Source organism: Thermoleptolyngbya oregonensis NK1-22 (assembly GCF_032705245.1).
GTDB classification, from domain to species: domain Bacteria; phylum Cyanobacteriota; class Cyanobacteriia; order Elainellales; family Elainellaceae; genus Thermoleptolyngbya; species Thermoleptolyngbya sichuanensis.
The window spans coordinates 4,386,971-4,405,350 of record NZ_CP053540.1; the positions used below are offsets into that span (position 1 = coordinate 4,386,971).

Consider the following 18,380-nt stretch of genomic DNA (forward strand, 5'->3'; position numbering starts at 1 on the left):
TGCAAGAACACGTTTGGGGAAACGTGCTTACAAAAACATAAACCCATGGACACACGCCCCTATAAAGAAGAACACATCCTCAGGAGAATGTGCGCTCTTAAAAACGTGTTCCATCAGGGAAGTAAGCTGACCTCGGACTTCATCAAAGCCGGAAAGCCTATCGCAAAGAACGATTCCGTAGCCGCGTGGTGGGTCTACAAAAACGACCGTTTGACTCAGCTTAAAGGCGGTTACCTTAGTCAGCAACTCTACAGCGTTTAACGCAGCCCTAACAATCCGTAAAGGGCTTCAAGATTTCTGGTCTGAAAGCGTGACACGGTTCATTGCCACCTAGCTCTCCGTTAACAGAAACAGCCTTGAGAGAATTCAGAAAATTCTTCGAAGCCTGCTGCTGGACACTGGGCGATCGCGCAATGTGCCTTGTACTGCTAATCAACCCCACCTTCAGCGAAGGGCTAACCCTGGCAGGTTATCGCCAAAGCTTGGCCCCATACTGAACCAACGCTACTGACCTGGCAAACTCGAACACTGCGATCGCTCTTTTGCGGCGATCTTAGCGTCAACTTTACAGAAATAGCATAAGTAAGTTTTCTTAGGAGCTGAGAGATGCACCCAAAACCGTGGTCTAGAAGTATGCCAGCGTCCAGGTGACAAGCTGAAACTCACGCATAGCGCCAGTTCAAACCGCCATTCAGATGCTCGCACAGACTTCGTTGGCGCACAGGCTTAGTGAATCACTCCACCCATTCCCCATTTCCCCCTTTGAGAACCCGATAGACATCGGCCAAACGGCGGATGTATCGAACTCATCACTCCCAAAAGGGCACGCTAGGAATCAATAGATGAAGTGTGCCATAGGGTTTTCTCTCAGAAAAGCCCTACGCAAAATCCCGATATCTCTAAAATAATATTTTAGTAGCCGTTTTGACTGAATGAACCGCTAAGGTTACAGAACCAATACAAAATTGGAACCTTCTATAAAAGCTTTATCCATCTGTCATGGAGTCTGGACGTATGGCTCAGGCAAATTGCGCTGGTAGATTTCCCAGGTAGGCTGCCCAGTTAAATTCTCCAGCAGAAGTGAGGTGGGCCCGCCGTTTGGCGGAGGCCGAGGTCTGGAGCGCCAGATGGAGACTTGGCGTGGGCATCGCAATCAGGCGTTCGGCCCATTCAATGGCAACAATGCCCAGCGGCAAATCTTGCCCCGCCCAATACTGGTCTAGATACAGCGCTTCTGTTTCCGCTGGCTCCAGTCGATACAGATCCATGTGATAGAGCGGGATGCGCCCCTCGGTATATTCGTTCACGAGGGTAAACGTGGGGCTGACGATGGAGTCTGAAATGCCTAAACCAAGCCCAATGCCCTGGACGAGCGTGGTTTTGCCTGCGCCGAGGTCGCCTTCCAAAAGCAAAATGCTGCCCGCCGGGAGCGATCGCCCCAAAAATTCTCCCAAGCGCTGGGTGGCGGCAGCATCGGGCAGGTCGAGGGTCAAAGGCAACAGTTGAGCAGACATGGTGAACCGCAGCGGCTATAAGTACAGCAAGAAATATTACGGCAAGAAATATTAGGAACTTCAGGATTCGCTAGCGCCTGCAACCCATTATGCGAGGTACAGGTCAACATGGGTTCTCCGCCTTGTAGTGGCTCTAGAACTCAGACTGTTTAGAACTCAGACTGTTTAGATCAGACTCCTTAGATCAGACTCCTTAGAATAGTAAGAGCGTTCACCCCTAGCCGCCGTGACCTACGAACCGCTGCACCACAAATATCGTCCCCAAACCTTTTCGGAACTGGTGGGCCAGGAGGCGATCGCCGCCACGCTGACCAACGCCCTGCGTCAGCAAAAGATTGCCCCGGCGTACCTGTTCACTGGGGCACGCGGCACAGGCAAAACCTCCAGCGCCCGGATTTTGGCAAAATCGCTGAACTGCCTGCAAGCCGGGCAGCCCACCGAAAAGCCCTGCGGTCAGTGTGAGGTCTGCCGCATGGTGGCCCAGGGCACCGCGCTAGACGTGATCGAAATCGATGCCGCCAGCAATACAGGCGTAGACAACATTCGTGAACTGATTGAGCGGGCCCAGTTTGCCCCAGTCCAGTGTCGCTACAAGGTGTACGTTGTCGATGAATGTTTAACCGGAGACTCCCTTGTTCTTACCCAAAATGGACTCATCAGAATTGATAATCCCTCACTCGAAGGGCAGCAGGTGCTGAGTTACAACGAGCAAGCCAAAGCCTGGGAATTCAAGCGCGTAGCACGCTGGCTCGATCAAGGCACCCGAAACATCTTGGAAATTCAAACAACTCGGCGTAGGATCAGATGTACTGAAAACCATCTAATTAGAACTGAGCAGGGATGGAAAGCCGCAAGGGACATCAAGCCAGGAACTCAGATTTTATCCCCTGTGCCTGCGGTTGCGGCACCCTTATCAATCAGTTTGGTTCCGATCGGCGCACCCGCCGTTTCGCCCGTGGGCATCAGTTCAAAGGCAATTCTTACGGACAAAGGCACTACAGCTTTGAACGCATTCTGGAACAAGCCCAATCCCTGCGCCCGCTCTGCAAATGCGGGTGTGGAGAAAGCCTCGATATTCCAGAGTTTCTCCAGCAAAAAGGCAAAGGAATCGGGAGCATCCAGAGCTACTGGAAAAAACACCCTTACAAAAAGGGGCACGGGCTTTGGCATCTCAGAACCCAGCGTCTCTATGAACGGCTTGAGCCAATCTCTGCTGAAATCCTTGGACTGGTCTACGGCACACTCTTGGGAGATGGTTCCATTGCCTACCCAAATAAGCACAGTAGGTTTCCCCGCTTGGCCTGGACGCACGGAGAACAGCAGCAGGATTGGATGGAATACAAAGCCTCAAGGCTGGCCAGTTTACAGCCAAAGGTTTACACCACGAATAACTCAGGCTACGGCAAGCGTTCGACCTGCTGTCGTACCGCCTGTCACCCAGACCTTGTCCATGTCTTTGAGCGAGTCAAAGGTCGCACTGGCAGAAAAACCGTCTCTGCAAGCTGGCTCGGTGAAATTTCTCTTGAAGGGCTGGCCTGGTGGTATTTGGACGACGGCTCCCTCAGCCTCACTCCCCAAGGGAGTCCTCAAATCCAGATTCACACAGAAGGCTACTCCGGCGACGAAAACTACCTTATGGCTGACTGGCTTATCGGGCTTGGATATTCCGCAAAGGTTAGAACTTACACCAGATCCCGTAGCGGCAAGCAATATTACTACCTTGCCCTGGGTGCAGATGCAGCGCGGCGATGGGTGGCGGATCTGCGACTTTTCTCCATTCCGGCAATGGACTACAAATTTGGAGACGGTCGTATCTGTGACCCTCGGTGGGGCTGAGCCAGTTTATGACATTGAGGTTGAAGACAACCATAACTTCGTCGCCAACGGGTTATTGGTTCATAACTGTCATATGCTCAGCAATGCGGCGTTTAATGCTCTGCTGAAGACGCTGGAGGAGCCGCCGCCCCATGTGGTGTTTGTGTTGGCGACGACCGACCCGCAGCGGGTGCTGCCGACGATTATTTCGCGCTGCCAGCGGTTTGACTTTCGCCGTATTCCGCTGGAGGCAATGGTGACGCATCTGGGGGCGATCGCCCGTGCCGAGTCTATCCCCATCACGCCAGAGGCGCTGCATCTGGTGGCGCAAATCTCCCAGGGCGGGCTGCGCGATGCGGAGAGTTTGCTCGACCAGCTCAGCTTGCTGGAGGGCGAAATCTCCACGGAAAAAGTGTGGGATCTGGTGGGCGCTGTGCCAGAGCGGGATTTGCTGGATCTGGTGAGGGCGATCGCCGCTGACCAGCCTGCCCCCGTCCTCGACAGCGCCCGCCGCCTGATGGATCGCGGACGGGAACCGCTTGTCGTGCTGCAAAACCTGACCAGTTTCTACCGCGACCTGCTGATTGCCAAAACCGCGCCCAGCCGCAGCGACCTAGTTGCCATCACGCCCAACACCTGGGCAGAAATGTGCGAGTTTGTCGCATCGCTGCCCATCGAGATGCTGCAACAGGGGCAGCAGCGCTTGCAGGAACACGAGCCGCGCCTGCGCCAGAGCAGCCAGCCGCGCCTGTGGCTTGAAGTCGCGCTGATGGGACTGCTGCCGTCGGCGGTGTCGCTGCCGTCGGCGGGAAGCGCAGTGCCCAAGGTCATCGCTGCGCCTGCCCCCGCACCTGCCCCCGCGCCAACTCCTCCCACACCCGCGCCTGCGCCTGCCGCGATCGCCCCCAGCCCAGCCCCGACAGTCGTTTCGCCCGCGGCCGCTGCTCCCCCGCCTGCCCCCGCGCCCGCCCCGTCCTCACCGGCGGATCTCCCCGCTCCACCTCCCCAACCCTCCAATCCTCCTGCTTCTCCACCCGCCGACCTGGCCCAAATCTGGCAAGACGTTCTCAGCCTGATGCACCCTCCTTCGACTGCGATCCTGCTGCGGCAGCAGTGTCGCCTGCTGGGGTTTGACGGGCAGACGGCGCGAATCGGCGTGAACTCGCAGCCTTTGTTCAACATGGCCAAGAGCAAGCTGCCCAATATCGAAGCAGCCTTTGCCAAGCTCCAGAACGAAGCCATCCGCGTGACGCTGGAGGTGGCCGCAGGCGGTGAGGCGATGGCAGCGTCCAATTCTGCCAGTGCGCCCGCCAGCGGGTCTGCTAGTGCGCCTGCTAGTGCGCCTGCTAGTGTGCCACCCGTGCCAGCCGCGCCACCGCAATCGCCAACGGCCCCGACTGCCCCAACTGCTCCACCTACTCCGACTGCTCCGCCGCCCGCTGCTGCCGAACCCGATCGCCCCACTCCGGCGATCGCCCCATCCCACCCCTTTCCCGAAGTCTCACCCCTGCCGCCCCCCATTCCAGCTTGGGAAGCCGAGGACGAGGTGCTGCGGGCGGCCAAGAGCCTGGCACAGATGTTTAATGGGCAATTGGTCAATCTAGATGGAGAGTTGCCCAATGCGAACACCGATTCTGGAGACGCAGATGCCGTAGATGAGGAGGATGATGTGCCGTTTTAGCAGGTTTTGGGGCGGGCGATCGCCCGCTGCTTCAGCAATGGGCTGACTTTGGTAGCACTGGGTTAACGCTAGGTCAACACTAGGTCAACGCTAGGTCAGCGGCAGAGAAAAATGGTGAGCGGCGATCGCCATCCGCTGGCACAAGTAAAACCGATGAGCTGCAAACCGCTGTACCCCCGAATCTAGCTCTATCGAGCGGCAGCCGTGGGCGCGGGCATAGTCTACCAGCCAGCCAAACAGCGCCTCCCCATAGCCTTTGGAGCGGGCCGACTCGGTGGTGATCAGATCATCCACATAGAGAAACGGCCCGGCAAACAGCGATTCCGTCAGGCGGAATCCGGCAACGGCTTTTACGGCATCCTCTTCGCTCAGATAGCCGATCCGAAAGCCATGCTGTGCTTGTCGCCGTACCTGCGCTATAAATTCAGCTTCGACTAAATGCGGCCGCAGTTCCAACAGCACGGGAAAACAGCGCAACAGGTCAAGCTCAGAGGTGGCGATCGCAATGTTGGGCATATTTCTGAAGCAGTTTTCGATCGGTATAGCGCTGTTCCCGTCAGGCTTTTGAGTTTTAGGAAAAACGCTCAGGATTTCCTCATTCTAGGGCTGGAGCGGCATGTCAGCATGAAGGTTCCCTCTGCCGTGGGCCGCAGCCATAACCACCACCCCAACCGTGGGCGATCGCTTTCCCGACGTAACCCTGCCCAACCAAAACGGCGAACCGATTACCCTCTCTAGCCTGACGCAGCCAGCGCTGGTCGATCACTACCTGGGCTTTGCGGACGGCTTCCTCAGATTAGCAGCTATCCATTTCAGGATTATCATGCTCGATTCAACTGCTTGGATCACGAAAAAAACCGGAACAAGGCTTACCTCGTCCCGGTTTCTATTCAAAAAGGCTGTCGATCTAACCTTTGATCCTTAACGTCTAACGTCCTTGCCATTGCGGCATTAGCGCTTTGCCAGCTTCTTCACCATCTTTCGCAAGCGGATCGACTCTGGCGTGACCTCCAGCAGCTCGTCCGGGCCGATGTATTCCAGCGCCCGCTCCAGGCTCATTTCCACCGGGGCCTGAAGCTGCACCAGTTCGTCGCCGCCCGATGCTCGGTGGTTGGTCAACTGCTTGGTCTTGCAGACGTTTAGCTCTAGGTCTTGGGGGCGATTGTGTTCGCCGATGATCATTCCTTTGTAAACCTTTGTCCCTGGCGTGATAAAGAACACGCCCCGGTCTTCGGCGTTTTTCATGGCGTAGAAGGTGGCCACGCCCTCTTCAAAGGAAATCAGCACGCCGTTGCGACGGGTTTCCACCTCACCCGACAGGGGGCGATAGTCCAAAAAGCTGTGGCTCATAATGCCTTCGCCGCGAGTCAGGCGCATGAATTCGCCCCGGAAACCAATCAGCCCGCGTGCAGGAATTACGAACTCCAACTGAGTGCGGCCGTTGCCGCCGACGCGCATATCCTGCATCTCGCCGCGCCGCTGACCCAGCCGCTCGATACAGCCGCCGACGCTCTCTTCCGGCACATCCAGCACCAGCAGCTCAAACGGCTCACAGGGTTGCCCGTTTACTTCTCGATAGATGACCTGCGGCTGCGACACCTGAAACTCGTACCCTTCGCGGCGCATCGTTTCGATCAAAATGCCCAAGTGCATTTCACCCCGACCCGACACGGCAAACTTGTCGGGCGAGTCGGTTTCTTCGACGCGCAGGGCAACGTTGGTTTCTAGCTCGCGCATGAGGCGATCGCGCACTTGGCGAGACGTAACCAGCTTGCCTTCCTTGCCCGCAAAGGGAGAATCGTTGACCCAGAAGGTCATTTGCAGCGTCGGTTCATCGACTTTGATCAGCGGCAGCGCCTGGGGATTTTCGGGGTCGGTGATGGTTTCGCCAATGTTGGCATCGGCAAAGCCCGCCACTGCGACAATATTGCCCGCCGTGGCGCTCTCTAGCTCTACCCGCTTCAGCCCCTCAAAGCCCAGCAGCTTGCTGATTTTTGCCTTGACCACCGCCCCCGTTTCCGTCACCAGCGCAGCCTGCTGCCCCGCCTGAATCGTGCCGTTGTGGATGCGGCCGATAACAATACGACCGAGATACTCGGAGTAGTCGAGCGTCGTTACCTGAAGCTGGAGTGGCTTGGCCGGGTCGCCAACGGGCGCGGGCACATGCTCCAAAATTGCCTCAAACAAGGGCTTCATATCAGTGCTGTCGTCGTCCAGATCCTTCTTGGCAAAGCCGCTCAGTCCCGACGCAAACAGATAGGGAAACTCGCACTGGTCGTCGTCTGCGCCCAGTTCCAAGAAGAGATCCAGCACTTTGTCGATCGCCCCGAAGGGATCAGCCTGGGGACGGTCGATTTTGTTCACCACGACCACCGGACGTAGCCCCTTTTCCAGCGCCTTTTTCAGCACAAAGCGGGTCTGGGGCATCGGACCTTCGTTCGCGTCCACAATCAGCACGCAGCCATCGACCATGCCCAGCACTCGCTCCACCTCGCCCCCAAAGTCGGCGTGGCCAGGCGTGTCCACAATGTTGATCAGCGTGTCTTTGTAGCGGACGGCGGTGTTTTTCGCCAGGATGGTGATGCCGCGCTCACGCTCCAGCGCGTTGGAGTCCATCACGCAGTCGGGGACTTCCTCGCCTTCTCGAAAGGTGCCGGACTGTTTCAGCAGCGCGTCTACCAGCGTGGTCTTGCCGTGGTCAACGTGGGCAATGATGGCAACATTGCGAATCGGCAGTGTCATAAGGAGAAGTCCCGGTTGAAAGTGAATAATGCGTGAATGGGGTGGGTTGAAATCTGGCAATGCCAGCACTCTCTGGGTGGTTTAGCAAAGAGCAGCGGGCGGGATTTAGGAATCTTTGTGGAATCCTTTATGGGGAACCTATGGGGAACCGTCGGTACAGAAGCTTGGTGAACGCTGCTGAAAAAGCTCTGGACTCGGTGCTAGGGGCGATCGCCTCCAAGCTCCAGCCTCCAAGCTCTAGCCTCTAAGCTCCAGTCTCTAGCCCCTACCTCTTAAGAAATTCTTTCTTGCCGAAGCACCAGATTCCGTGTAAAGAAGCCGTAACGATTCTAGCTTATTCGTTACCCAATCCGCTTGCCCCGCTGTGCTGAGATTGCCCAATCTCACCCAAAGCCTAGCCAGTCCCCCAAAATCGTCCCGCAAAATATCCCCAACACGCCGGACGTTCACCTTTTTCGCAGGCCACAACCCAATGGCGTTTCAGGTCAAAGCGGCGAATTTCAAAGTTTTTTGAACTTGCTCGGCTAGGGCCTTCCGCTTCTCAGATAGAGCCATTAAAATCCCATGCTTAAGATGTTGTTACGGGGGGTTTCAAACAGTTACATCCCATACCAACTGGACGATCGCGCTTCTTGCTGAAGCTGCTCACGGGGTTGTCTCTGATACTTTTTCCTCCATTTATTTAGCCCTTCAGCAATCTACGGTTTGCGTCACCTTTTTGAAAAACGCGCCTATCAACGCACCTAACCAATCAGCACTGAGATTAAACCAGCGGTAAGAGTCAGCTATGAACTACTCGTTTGAACTGGTGGGCATTTCGCCCATTCTGTCGTTTTTTAGCCATCAGCACAGCACCCCTACCCATCGGGGCGCAGAGTATCTGGGAGCCTATCGCTGCACGCTGGATGCATTTCTGGAATCCGTGGAAACGGTGCCCCGAAAGCGGGGATGGAACCTGGATGCCGTGGTAGACAGCGTGGTGAACTTTTGGCTGAACAATGGCGAACAGGTGCGCCACTGGCGGCAGCGGCTCGAAGATGCGGGCAGAGAAAACGTCCTGGTGGCCAGGGTTGCCGACGTGCAGGCGATGCAGCAAGAGTTTGAGGCGCTGCTAAACCGTCCGCCACAATAAGGTTGAAACAAGTCTGAAATAAGCCTGACCGCGAGTTTGGGAAATTTGCGCTAGGAAAACCGCTGCTGGAAAACCGTCACTGGAAAACCGTTGCAGTGAAACCGTCGCTGGAAAACCGTCACGGCAAAACCGTCACACTGTGCCCTTTCCAGACCTCTAGCTGGGGTGTAGAATCTGGATTTGCCGAAAAGCGCATCGCCCGTTGAAACGGCAGCGCAGGGTTGGCACAGCAGGCGATTCCAGAGGAGTGGGCAACAGGTATGGCGACGTGTGTGGTGACGGGGGCGGCGGGGTTCATTGGGTCGCATTTGACGGAGGCGTTGCTCAATCGGGGCGATCGCGTGATTGGCATCGACGAGTTTAATGATTACTATGACCCGGCGCTCAAGCGTAAGAACATCGCCACGGCGGAGCAAAACCCCAACTTCCACCTGATCGAAGCCGACATCCAAACGCTGAATTGGACCATGCTGCTTGAAGGCGTGGATGTGGTGTTTCACCAAGCGGCACAGGCCGGCGTGCGGGCTAGCTGGGGCGAGGGCTTTCGCCTGTATACCGAGCGCAATGTCAACGCCACGCAGATTTTGCTAGAGGCCGCCAAGCAAGCTCCCAACTTAAAGCGGCTGGTGTTTGCTTCGTCGTCTTCGATCTATGGCAATGCAGAAACCCTGCCAACGGCTGAAACGCTCTGCCCACAGCCTGTTTCGCCCTACGGCATTACCAAACTGGCAGGCGAACATCTGTGTCAGCTTTATTATCAAAATTTCAATGTGCCCGTCAGCATTCTGCGCTATTTCACGGTCTACGGGCCGCGCCAACGCAGCGACATGGCGTTTCACAAGTTCTTTAAGGCGGTGCTGGAAGACCGTGAGATTTCAATCTATGGCGACGGGCAGCAGACGCGGGATTTTACCTTTGTCAGCGATGCGATCGCCGCTAATCTAGCTGCTGCCAGCGTAGAGGCTGCTATCGGCGAAACCTTCAACATCGGCGGCGGGAGCCGAGTCGTGCTGACGGACGTGCTAGACACCATCGACCAAATCACTGGAAAACCATTGCGCCGCAAGCACGTTGGCAACGCCGCCGGAGATGCCCGCCACACCGCCGCCGACGTGTCCAAGGCAAAGCAACTCCTTGGCTACGCCCCCCAAGTTTCTCTAAAAGAAGGGCTGGCGCGGGAGTGGGAGTGGATTCAGGCGCTTTATTAAGGTCAGGGTTACTGGGTCGGGGCTGGTGCAGTTGAATGACTTCTCGCGAGTTGTGCCCACGAGAAGTCATCGCAAAACCTTAGGAAACCCATCGAAAGGAACCCTATCGAACTGGGCAAGTTCCTACTGCGGGGGAACCTCGTCCAGATAGGTCAACTGTTCGCGGAGCATCTGAGCCATATCGCTGTTGCCCTGCTGTTCATAGAGGGCGATCGCCCGCTGATAGTCTGCCCGCGTGCCGTTCAGGTTGCCCTGGACATAATGCACATCAGCGCGATCGAGGTAGGCTTCGGGACGGCTGGAATCCAGACGAATCGCCTCGTTAAACGCAGTCAGCGCTGCATTCATGTCGCCTGTTCGATAAACCTGAGTAGCGCGAGAATAGGCCTGGTCGTAGGGTGTTGCTGGACGCACAGTTAACAAGTAATTGCCGCCCTGTCCTGAAAAGGAGCGAGCCAGTACCTTATACGTGCCGTTAGAAGGCAGCGTAATCACAATTGTTGAATTCAGGCTGCGGGCGTAGTCATCGTTGCTGGCGATTTCTTGCCCTGAGGGCGACTGCAACACCAAAAACGTGTCAAAGTCGGTGCTGGTCATAGAAATCGTCACCGTGTCGCCGGCCTTGCCCGCAAAGGTGTATTCATTCTGCATTGGGGCCAGGCTGCCCCGCTCCTCAAATAGCACCTGTGCAGCGGCTGGGCGAGTCGTCGCCACCCAAGACCCACCGCCCAAAACCAACACCGTTGCCAACACCACACTCGCCTTTTCAAATCGTTTCAGCATGGTTCTCACAATATCCTCGACTGGGTTACTTGACTGCTCGATCATCTACAAGCCACGTACAAGGCATCTACAAGACACATCCAAGACACCGATGGCAAAGGCATGGCCCTGATTCCTGAAACGCCGTGTCTCTTGACTGACCTTGCTAATGATCTTGCAAATTTGCCAATAGACTTTGCATATTGAGCATATTGACTCTCATAGACTTCAGCCCTGGCGGTGGGATTTCCTGACAAATCTTGGCAGAAAGGGTTAAAAAAGCAACACGCAGAACGAGCAGAGCAGGAACCTATACTCGCGCCAGCGTCACCACCTCAGACTGATCTTGATATTTCCCTTGTCGCGTCTCATAACTCACAGCACAGGGTTCTCCTTCCAAAAAGAGAAGCTGCACCACGCCTTCGTTGGCATAGATGCGGCAGTCGGCGCTAGAGGAATTGGAAAATTCTAGGGTTAAGTGTCCGCGCCAGGAGGCTTCGGCAGGCGTGATGTTGGCGATGATGCCGCAGCGGGCGTAGGTGCTTTTGCCCATGCAGATAACGGTGATGTAGTCGGGCACTTCCAGCCGCTCTAGCGCCACGCCCAGCCCATAGCTGTGGGCCGGCAGCACGAAATATTGGCCAGACTCGTCTTCGTGTAGCTCGGTACTTTCTAGATTGGCGGGGTTGAAATGCTTGGGATCGACCACCGTGCCCGGTACATGGCGGAAAATGCGAAACTCGACCGGCGAGAGCCGCACGTCGTAGCCAAAGCTGCTGAGGCCGTAGGAGATGACCGGAAACCCGTCGAGCGATCGCACGAGTTTTGGCTCGAAGGGTTTAATCATCCCAGCGGCGGCCTGTTCTTTGATCCAGGTGTCGTTCTTAATCATTGCCACTTGCCCAGTCCTTTGGAGAATAATTCCTGATAAAACAACCCGTAGCGTAAGTAAATCAAGATCATCCCATATCTAGCGTCGTATCCACTCTCGCTTCAGGATATTTTTGGGAGTTTTTGGAACCTTGAGACGACGCGAAACGCCTTCACTAGGCAGAGCGGCTTGGTAGGATAGTGGCATGACAACTAATCCAGATCATCCAGACCAATCCGAAAACAGCAGCAATTTTGAGCAGCAGGTGTTGACCCGGCTAGAGCAGCTTTCGACCGGGGTCATTGGCATGTCAACCCAGTTCAACTCGCTGACCAATCGGGTGGATACGCTCTCGACGCAGGTGGATACGCTGTCTACACAGGTCGATACGCTCTCGACGCGGGTCGATACGCTCTCAACGCGGGTCGATACGCTCTCAACGCGGGTGGATACCCTCTCAACGGATGTTGAACAGTTGTCCAAGGGCTTTACGAAACTGGATAACGAGCAAGAGCGCTTCAACGATCGCTTCAATGACTATCAGCGGGCGACCCAGTGGGTTGTGCAGCTTGCCTTTACGCTAATCGCCTCAGCAACGCTGACGGTGATTGTTACGTCGGTGCTAAGGCGATAGGTTTGGGTTATTTAGAATGCAGCGCGTTTGGTTCAGCGCGTTGGATTCAGCGCGTTAGATTCAGCGCGTTTGGTGCTGGGCTGCGTTTTGTTGCGAGAACAGAGGCTTAGTCACCGCCGACGCTCAGATTGCTGCCCGCAGTCTCCGCACCCGCCAGGTTAATGCCTCGCAGCGTTGCACCCGTTGTTTGGGCGTGGAAAACCGTTGCGTTGGTCAGGTTAGCGTTGGTCAGGTTGGCCTTGATAAAGCTGGCGTTGGTGGCATAGGCATCCGTCAGGTTTGCCGAGGTCAGGTTTGCGCCTTCCAGGTCTGCCCCTTCCAGATTGGCACTTTGCAGATTTGCGCCCTGCAAATTGGCTCCGCGCAGGTCGGCTCCAATGAGATGGGCCCCTTGCAGATCAGCCCCCTGGAGGTCGCAGCGGGCACAGGCTCCGGTAGACAGCAGTTGGAAGACGTGATCCGGGTTTTCGGCCTGTGCAGGGGTTGCGATTAGCAATGGCGTGGAGACGAGGGCGATCGCCAGCCAACGGTTGCGCTTGTTGCGGGTCATCAGTGACCTCCCAAGACGATAGACAATACGTAAAAGTCGAGTAATACACCCCTACTTCTACGATGTCACTGGCAACCGAAACTGCCCTCATGCGGGTGGATGATGCGATCGGGGGTTTTGCTCTCTCAATAGGCAGAACCCTGCGCTGACTGCACAAGTGGGCTGCCCAAGCTTTGCCTGCACAAGCTTTGCCTGCACAAGCTTTGCCTGCACAAGCGGGCTGCACCAGAGCGGCGATCGCAGTAAGACAGTCCCCGCAATCCCAACCGCAATCCCAACCGCAATCCCGAAGTGTTCGCTAACTCCACACCGAATCCAACCAGCTCATCAGCGGCCGCAGGTTAATCGAGCCATCGTCGGCAATTAGCTCCGGCAGTTGCAGCACGTTGAACTGCACTAGCGCCAAAATCACCACGGTATAGACTGTGGAAGTTGCCAGGCTGGTCAGCAGTTCTCGTTTGAGATGTCGCGGACGGGGCTGATTTTGCACCACGTCTATCACTCCCCACTGCATCATCAAAATGCCCAGCACGTTGGAGAGCCAGTATCCGGCGATGGTGCAGGGGATTAGCGTCTCTGGCGCAAAGCGGCTGACCACATACCCAAACCCATAGGCCACGGGCAGGTTAAACACCAGATCATTCCACCAGGAGAGCGGCGACAGCATATAGCCAATCCCAAACACCAGCCCGCCGCGCAGCTTTTTGAGCCAGCGCCGAAGCAGAAATCCTGGCGATGGCGAGGGGAGTGCATCTGAATCTGGGGAAGGAGGAGCTATTGCAGTTTGGGGGGCAGGGGGTTGCGTCATGGGTTTTGGGAAAGCGGTGGAAGATCTGTGGAAAACCTGCTGATGTCAAGTCATGTCCAAGTTACGTTAATTTGCGTCCGATTTGGTCTACCAAAGCCGAGTATGCCTGAGTTCCCTTAATTTCCCTAAATCCAAGGCTCCCTTTGCAGCGCCTCTTGCAGCGCCTCTTGCAGTGCCTCATGGCCAGTCTGTCTCGCAGTAGGCTTGCAAAACGGGAACACAGTTGGCGATCGCCCCCAAGTGAGCAATCTCATAGCCGTGCGTGTTTTGGGTAGGAAAGCTGAGGCAGGCAGCGCGGGCGGCGTGCCCCATTTTCATGGCAATTGAGGCATCGCTGCCAAATCCGCTGATGGCGGCAAACTGGAGCGGAACGCCCGCCTGCTCTGCGGACTGGCGCAATTCCTGGTTCAGTCCTTCGTCGTAGAGACCGTAGCCGTCTTGCGACAGTAGCACTGGCGCTTCTCCATCGGCGATCGGGTATTCCGAAGACAGCGGGCAAATCTCCAGGGCAATCAGCGCTGCCAGCGATCGATTCCGGCTGAAATAGAGCGCCCCGACCGCGCCCACCTCTTCTTTGGCAGAGGCGACCAGATAGGTGTCCAGGGCGGGTTCCTTCAGCACTCTGGCCAGCTCAAGCAAAATGGCGACCGAGGCTTTGTTATCCAGCGTATAGCTGGCGATATAGTCGCCCAGCCGAAAAGGGCGCTTGCGGTGCTTGCCCACGACCATGCGCGTACCCGGACGAATACCCGCCGCCTCCAAGTCCTGCAAACTGCACTTGGTTTCGACCCAAGCATCTTCCCAGCGCACGGGCTGATCCTCTTGCTGCGCCTTTTGGGGCGACTCGTGCGAGACATGGCGCGACCCAAAGCTCAGGATGCCGCTCAGCGTCGTGCGATCGCCCAGCAAGTCCACCACGCCCTCGCCATAGACCCAGGGAAACGCGCCGCCCAGCTTTCGCACCTGCACGCGCCCCGCCTCGCCGATCGATTTCACAATGCCGCCAATTTCGTCCTTGTGACCAGTAATCGCAATCCCTGGACGCGCCGCATCGTCCGGTTGTTTTCCAGAGTTGCGGCCTGGAATCTTGGCGATCGCATTGCCCGCTTCATCCAGCCACGCCTCCAGGCCCAGCCCCCGAAACCGCTCCAGCAAATACGCATCCACCTCGCCCTCTACCCCGCTCGGCGAGTGGCACATGACGAGATCGGAAATTTGCTGAAACAGATCGTCGTAGGGCATGGTTTGGGAGCGATCGGTGTGCGAAAGGAGGAGAGGGAAGAGGGAAGAACGAAAACAGAAGAACGAAGAGAGAAAAAGTTTCGTTTTTCGTTCTTCGTTTTTCGTTCTTCGTTCTTCGTTCTTCGTTCTTCGTTCTTCGTTTTTCGTTTTTCGTTCTTCGTTCTTCGTTTTTCGTTCTTATTCCGAACCGCCTCCGTGCTTCACGCCCCGCAAAACCTGCAAACTCCCACCTGCATGGAGTGTCTGAGTGACCGTCTGGAAACCCACCTCCGACAGCAGTTGGGGCAGATCGGTTTGAATGAATTGCCAGGCGGTTTCGGTTTCAAATAGCCAGAAAAAGACGGCTAGACCCGGCATATAGAGCGGATTTGTTGGCTTATGCACGTCAATGGCTGCAAAAATGCCGCCGGGTTTTAGCACGCGATAGCATTCTTTGAGGATTTGCCGAAGCTGGTCGGGCTGCATTTCGTGCAGGGCAGCGCTGGTGTGAACGAGGTCAAACTGAGCATCGGGAAAGGGCATGTCTTCTGCCCAGGCCTCTATGAAGGTTGCTTGGGGAACATTCTGCTGGGCGCGGCGAATGGACAGTGGAGACGCATCCAGCCCGGTAACCGGCAGAGCTTGCTCATCAGCGGACTGCGGAAATCGCTCCACGAGAAATCGAGTCGTCTGCCCGCTGCCACAGCAGAGATCGAGAATCTGCGTGCTTTTGTCAAAGGCTAGCCCCGCCAGCGCAAGCTGCCGAAATCGGGCCTCGCCGCCCGCTGCCACGGCCGCCAGACGGGAAATGCTGTTGTAGAGCCACTGATGGCGATAGCTCAGATCTCGCAGGATCGTTGCCAAACCTTACCCCGCCGTGCTGCTCAGCAGATTCCAGTGATTATTCTCGGCAACGGCACGGTTCACCAAGCTAAACATGCGCCAGCAGTGATTATCGCTTTTGAGCGGCAGTTCTTCGTTTTTGACCACCACATTCATGCGGACTTCGTCCTTAGGGGTGGCGATCGCCGTTTTATCGATCAGCACCTCCACCGTGACGAGTTGGGCATAGGTAACGCCACCGGGTTTCTCGCGGGCCACCATGTAGTCCTCACCGTCGTAGATCACCGCGCAGTTGCAGGATTGGAGCACATCCTCCAGCAACTGCCGAAAGCGATCGAGCGGCGTTGCAATCGTGAACAACTGGGTATAGCGAGCCATAGTAACCTCGGACACGCAAGTGCAATTAAAAAATGATAGCAAACTCATTCAGCCAACTGTCAAACGACAGCAAGGGCAGTCGCCTAGCGGGACTTGCAGAACGTTACACTTTACCGGACAATCCAAAACGCAATGCCCTTACGCGAGACGCAGTGAGCAGCAGACTGTGCCGAGTGCGGCGGCTGTGGATAAAGAAATTAACATAGCGAATTATTGGCGCATTCTACCATGCCCTTTTCTGAACAAAACGGTTCTGCTGTACAGAATTCAGCAACTTTTTGTCTCTGATTTGAGTGCTGCTGCCGCGCCGCCCAGTTTCAGATGAAATCAGGTGAAAAGTATTCCTTGATCAATGCAAAATTTACTAGATTCGCTGAAATTACAGCCCTATCCTCTGCCTAACAAAGGGATGCTCATTGTATTTGAAGGAGGCGAAGGCAGCGGCAAAACGACACAACTGGGGCGATCGCACGATTGGCTCATGAACCAGTTTGATGGCAGTTCCTTTACGGTTGTAAAAACGCGAGAGCCAGGAGGCACAGAACTGGGGCAGCAGATTCGGAAACTGCTGTTGCATCCCGATCTGGCAGAGCCAACGCAGGATCGGGCAGAACTGCTGCTGTTTGCGGCCGATCGGGCGCAGCATGTGGAGGGATTTTTGCGGCCGGCGTTGCGGCGGGGGGCGCTGGTGCTGTGCGATCGCTTTACGGATTCCACCGTGGCCTATCAGGGCTATGGGCGCGGGCTAGATTTGGCGCTGATTCACCAGCTTAACCAGATTGCCACGGGCGGGCTGGAGCCGGATTTGACGCTGTGGCTGGATGTAGACGTGACCACGGGCCTCAGCCGGGCCCAGCGGCGGGGCAGCGCCGACCGCATGGAACAAAACCAGGTCGAGTTTCATCAGCGGGTGCGGCAGGGATTTTGTGAACTGGCGGCGGCGTATCCCCAGCGAATTCGGCGGGTGGACGCAAACCGCCGTGCCGACGAGGTGTTTCAGGACGTGCAGCAGATTTTGCAAGAGGCGATCGCCCAATGGTGCAGCCCCTAACGGGTTCCGTTGATCCAACTGGTAACACAACCCAGGCATTTGCAAATCTCGTCGGCCAGCCGCAGGCCGTCGAGCTATTGCAGAGCGCCCTCCAGCGCGATCGCATTGCACCGGGTTATCTGTTTGCTGGGCCGGCGGGCGTAGGGCGCAGTCTGGCGGCTCTGGGCTTTGCCGAGCGACTGCTGGCGCATCATTTCCAGGAGCCATTTTCAGCCGCCCGCCAGCAGCGCATCGCCCAGCGCAACCATCCCGATTTTCTCTGGATAGAGCCAACCTACCTGCATCAGGGCAAGCGGCTGTCGGCGGCCGAGGCAGCGGAACAGGGCATCAAGCGGCGATCGCCCCCGCAGATTCGGCTAGAGCAAATTCGGGAGATTGCTACTTTTCTCAGTCGTCCGCCGCTGGAAGCGCCCCGCGCCGTCGTCGTGGTGGACGATGCCCACACTATGGCCGAAGCCGCTGCCAATGCCCTGCTAAAAACCCTGGAAGAACCCGGCCGCGCCACGCTAATCCTGATTGCGCCTAGTGTGGAGTCGCTTCTGCCCACACTCGTCTCGCGCTGCCAGCGGATTCCCTTTCGCCGCCTCAGCACCGACGATTTAGCCACCGTTTTGCAACACCTGGGGCATGATGAAATTTTGCAGCATCCGGACCTGCTGGCGCTGGCTCAAGGCAGCCCCGGTGAGGCGATCGCCCAGTGGCAACAACGCCAGTCGGTTCCGCCGGATCTGCTGCACGCCGCGCTTCAGGTGCCCACGTCTCTCCGTGCCGCGCTGGAACTGGCCCGCCAGATCGATCAGGCGCTAGACCTGGAAGCCCAGCTTTGGCTGGTGGACTACGTGCAGCAAGCCTACTGGCGATCGCAGCAGCCCGCCATCCACCTGGAACGCATGGAAACTGCCCGCCGTCACCTGCTGGGCTACGTGCAGCCGCGCTTGGTGTGGGAAGTGACGCTGATGGAAATCGCCGCTGCTGCCAAATCCCCATCCTAGATGAACCCACACGCTAGATGTGGGGGCGCTTGTTCAAAAACTGGGTCTGATCTTGCAAACCTGAGATACAGTTAAGTGTTCCAAATGAGTGTCTTAACTTAGAGTCCTAACTTAGAGTCTTAAATTAACTTGGCAACATTATGATCTGGTGATCTGGTGTTCCGAATCGCCCTCATCC

Annotated in this window: 17 protein-coding genes; 7 read left to right on the forward strand and 10 right to left on the reverse strand. The window is 56.5% G+C overall.

Annotated features, from left to right (window positions below; genetic code table 11):
* Positions 1-1,019: 1,019 nt before the first annotated feature.
* On the reverse strand, positions 1,020-1,493 hold the full coding sequence (gene tsaE / locus HNI00_RS18380; protein ID WP_420156393.1) for a tRNA (adenosine(37)-N6)-threonylcarbamoyltransferase complex ATPase subunit type 1 TsaE: 474 nt from the start codon (positions 1,491-1,493) through the stop codon (positions 1,020-1,022).
* A gap of 247 nt (positions 1,494-1,740) precedes the next feature.
* Here tsaE and dnaX point away from each other — a divergent pair, with 247 nt between their 5' ends.
* Positions 1,741-5,010 carry a DNA polymerase III subunit gamma/tau gene (dnaX, locus tag HNI00_RS18385; RefSeq protein WP_316788271.1) on the forward strand — a complete coding sequence of 1,090 codons (3,270 nt, stop codon included), beginning with the start codon at positions 1,741-1,743 and terminating at the stop codon, positions 5,008-5,010.
* A gap of 90 nt (positions 5,011-5,100) precedes the next feature.
* Here the strand turns inward: dnaX and HNI00_RS18390 are convergent, their stop codons facing one another.
* Entirely contained in the window at positions 5,101-5,526 is a 426-nt protein-coding gene (locus HNI00_RS18390; RefSeq protein ID WP_316788274.1) for a GNAT family N-acetyltransferase, read from the reverse strand.
* Positions 5,527-5,683: 157 nt separating this feature from the next.
* Here HNI00_RS18390 and HNI00_RS18395 point away from each other — a divergent pair, with 157 nt between their 5' ends.
* Positions 5,684-5,935, forward strand: a complete 252-nt coding sequence (locus tag HNI00_RS18395) for a thioredoxin domain-containing protein (protein ID WP_316788276.1) — start codon at positions 5,684-5,686, stop codon at positions 5,933-5,935.
* A gap of 26 nt (positions 5,936-5,961) precedes the next feature.
* On the opposite strand, the gene typA is transcribed toward HNI00_RS18395, so the two are convergent.
* Positions 5,962-7,752 (reverse strand): translational GTPase TypA, encoded by a 1,791-nt coding sequence (gene typA / locus HNI00_RS18400; protein ID WP_172355324.1) that lies wholly within the window; start codon positions 7,750-7,752, stop codon positions 5,962-5,964.
* 787 nt (positions 7,753-8,539) lie between these two features.
* On the opposite strand from typA, the gene HNI00_RS18405 reads away from it, so the two are divergent.
* Together HNI00_RS18405 and HNI00_RS18410 are read left to right on the forward strand one after the other, a co-directional pair.
* Complete coding sequence (locus HNI00_RS18405) at positions 8,540-8,884, forward strand: hypothetical protein (RefSeq protein ID WP_316788280.1); 345 nt, start codon at positions 8,540-8,542, stop codon at positions 8,882-8,884.
* Positions 8,885-9,144: 260 nt separating this feature from the next.
* Positions 9,145-10,092, forward strand: a complete 948-nt coding sequence (locus HNI00_RS18410; protein ID WP_316788282.1) for an NAD-dependent epimerase/dehydratase family protein — start codon at positions 9,145-9,147, stop codon at positions 10,090-10,092.
* Positions 10,093-10,215: 123 nt separating this feature from the next.
* Here the strand turns inward: HNI00_RS18410 and HNI00_RS18415 are convergent, their stop codons facing one another.
* Positions 10,216-10,875: a pre-peptidase C-terminal domain-containing protein gene (locus tag HNI00_RS18415; RefSeq protein ID WP_316788285.1), complete on the reverse strand. Its 660-nt coding sequence runs from the start codon at positions 10,873-10,875 to the stop codon at positions 10,216-10,218.
* A 289-nt stretch (positions 10,876-11,164) separates the two neighbouring features.
* Positions 11,165-11,746 (reverse strand): dCTP deaminase, encoded by a 582-nt coding sequence (dcd, locus tag HNI00_RS18420; protein WP_068508153.1) that lies wholly within the window; start codon positions 11,744-11,746, stop codon positions 11,165-11,167.
* A 184-nt stretch (positions 11,747-11,930) separates the two neighbouring features.
* On the opposite strand from dcd, the gene HNI00_RS18425 reads away from it, so the two are divergent.
* Complete coding sequence (locus tag HNI00_RS18425) at positions 11,931-12,359, forward strand: ssr2422 family thylakoid membrane protein (RefSeq protein WP_297079619.1); 429 nt, start codon at positions 11,931-11,933, stop codon at positions 12,357-12,359.
* A 106-nt stretch (positions 12,360-12,465) separates the two neighbouring features.
* On the opposite strand, the gene HNI00_RS18430 is transcribed toward HNI00_RS18425, so the two are convergent.
* From HNI00_RS18430 to HNI00_RS18450, 5 genes are all read right to left on the reverse strand, one after another.
* Entirely contained in the window at positions 12,466-12,909 is a 444-nt protein-coding gene (locus tag HNI00_RS18430; protein ID WP_316788290.1) for a pentapeptide repeat-containing protein, read from the reverse strand.
* Positions 12,910-13,207: 298 nt separating this feature from the next.
* Positions 13,208-13,717, reverse strand: a complete 510-nt coding sequence (locus HNI00_RS18435; protein ID WP_316788292.1) for a DUF7980 family protein — start codon at positions 13,715-13,717, stop codon at positions 13,208-13,210.
* 177 nt (positions 13,718-13,894) lie between these two features.
* Complete coding sequence (locus HNI00_RS18440) at positions 13,895-14,959, reverse strand: M42 family metallopeptidase (protein ID WP_316788293.1); 1,065 nt, start codon at positions 14,957-14,959, stop codon at positions 13,895-13,897.
* A 177-nt stretch (positions 14,960-15,136) separates the two neighbouring features.
* Positions 15,137-15,802: a class I SAM-dependent methyltransferase gene (locus HNI00_RS18445; RefSeq protein ID WP_316788296.1), complete on the reverse strand. Its 666-nt coding sequence runs from the start codon at positions 15,800-15,802 to the stop codon at positions 15,137-15,139.
* Positions 15,803-15,805: 3 nt separating this feature from the next.
* The gene (locus HNI00_RS18450; protein ID WP_255548816.1) at positions 15,806-16,174 is read right to left on the reverse strand and encodes a hypothetical protein; all 369 of its coding nucleotides are present in this window, start codon (positions 16,172-16,174) and stop codon (positions 15,806-15,808) included.
* Positions 16,175-16,568: 394 nt separating this feature from the next.
* Here HNI00_RS18450 and tmk point away from each other — a divergent pair, with 394 nt between their 5' ends.
* Positions 16,569-17,210 (forward strand): dTMP kinase, encoded by a 642-nt coding sequence (tmk, locus tag HNI00_RS18455; protein WP_316788300.1) that lies wholly within the window; start codon positions 16,569-16,571, stop codon positions 17,208-17,210.
* Positions 17,195-18,202: a DNA polymerase III subunit delta' gene (holB, locus tag HNI00_RS18460; RefSeq protein WP_316788302.1), complete on the forward strand. Its 1,008-nt coding sequence runs from the start codon at positions 17,195-17,197 to the stop codon at positions 18,200-18,202. The genes tmk and holB overlap by 16 nt, the downstream gene beginning before the upstream one ends.
* Positions 18,203-18,380: the final 178 nt, after the last annotated feature.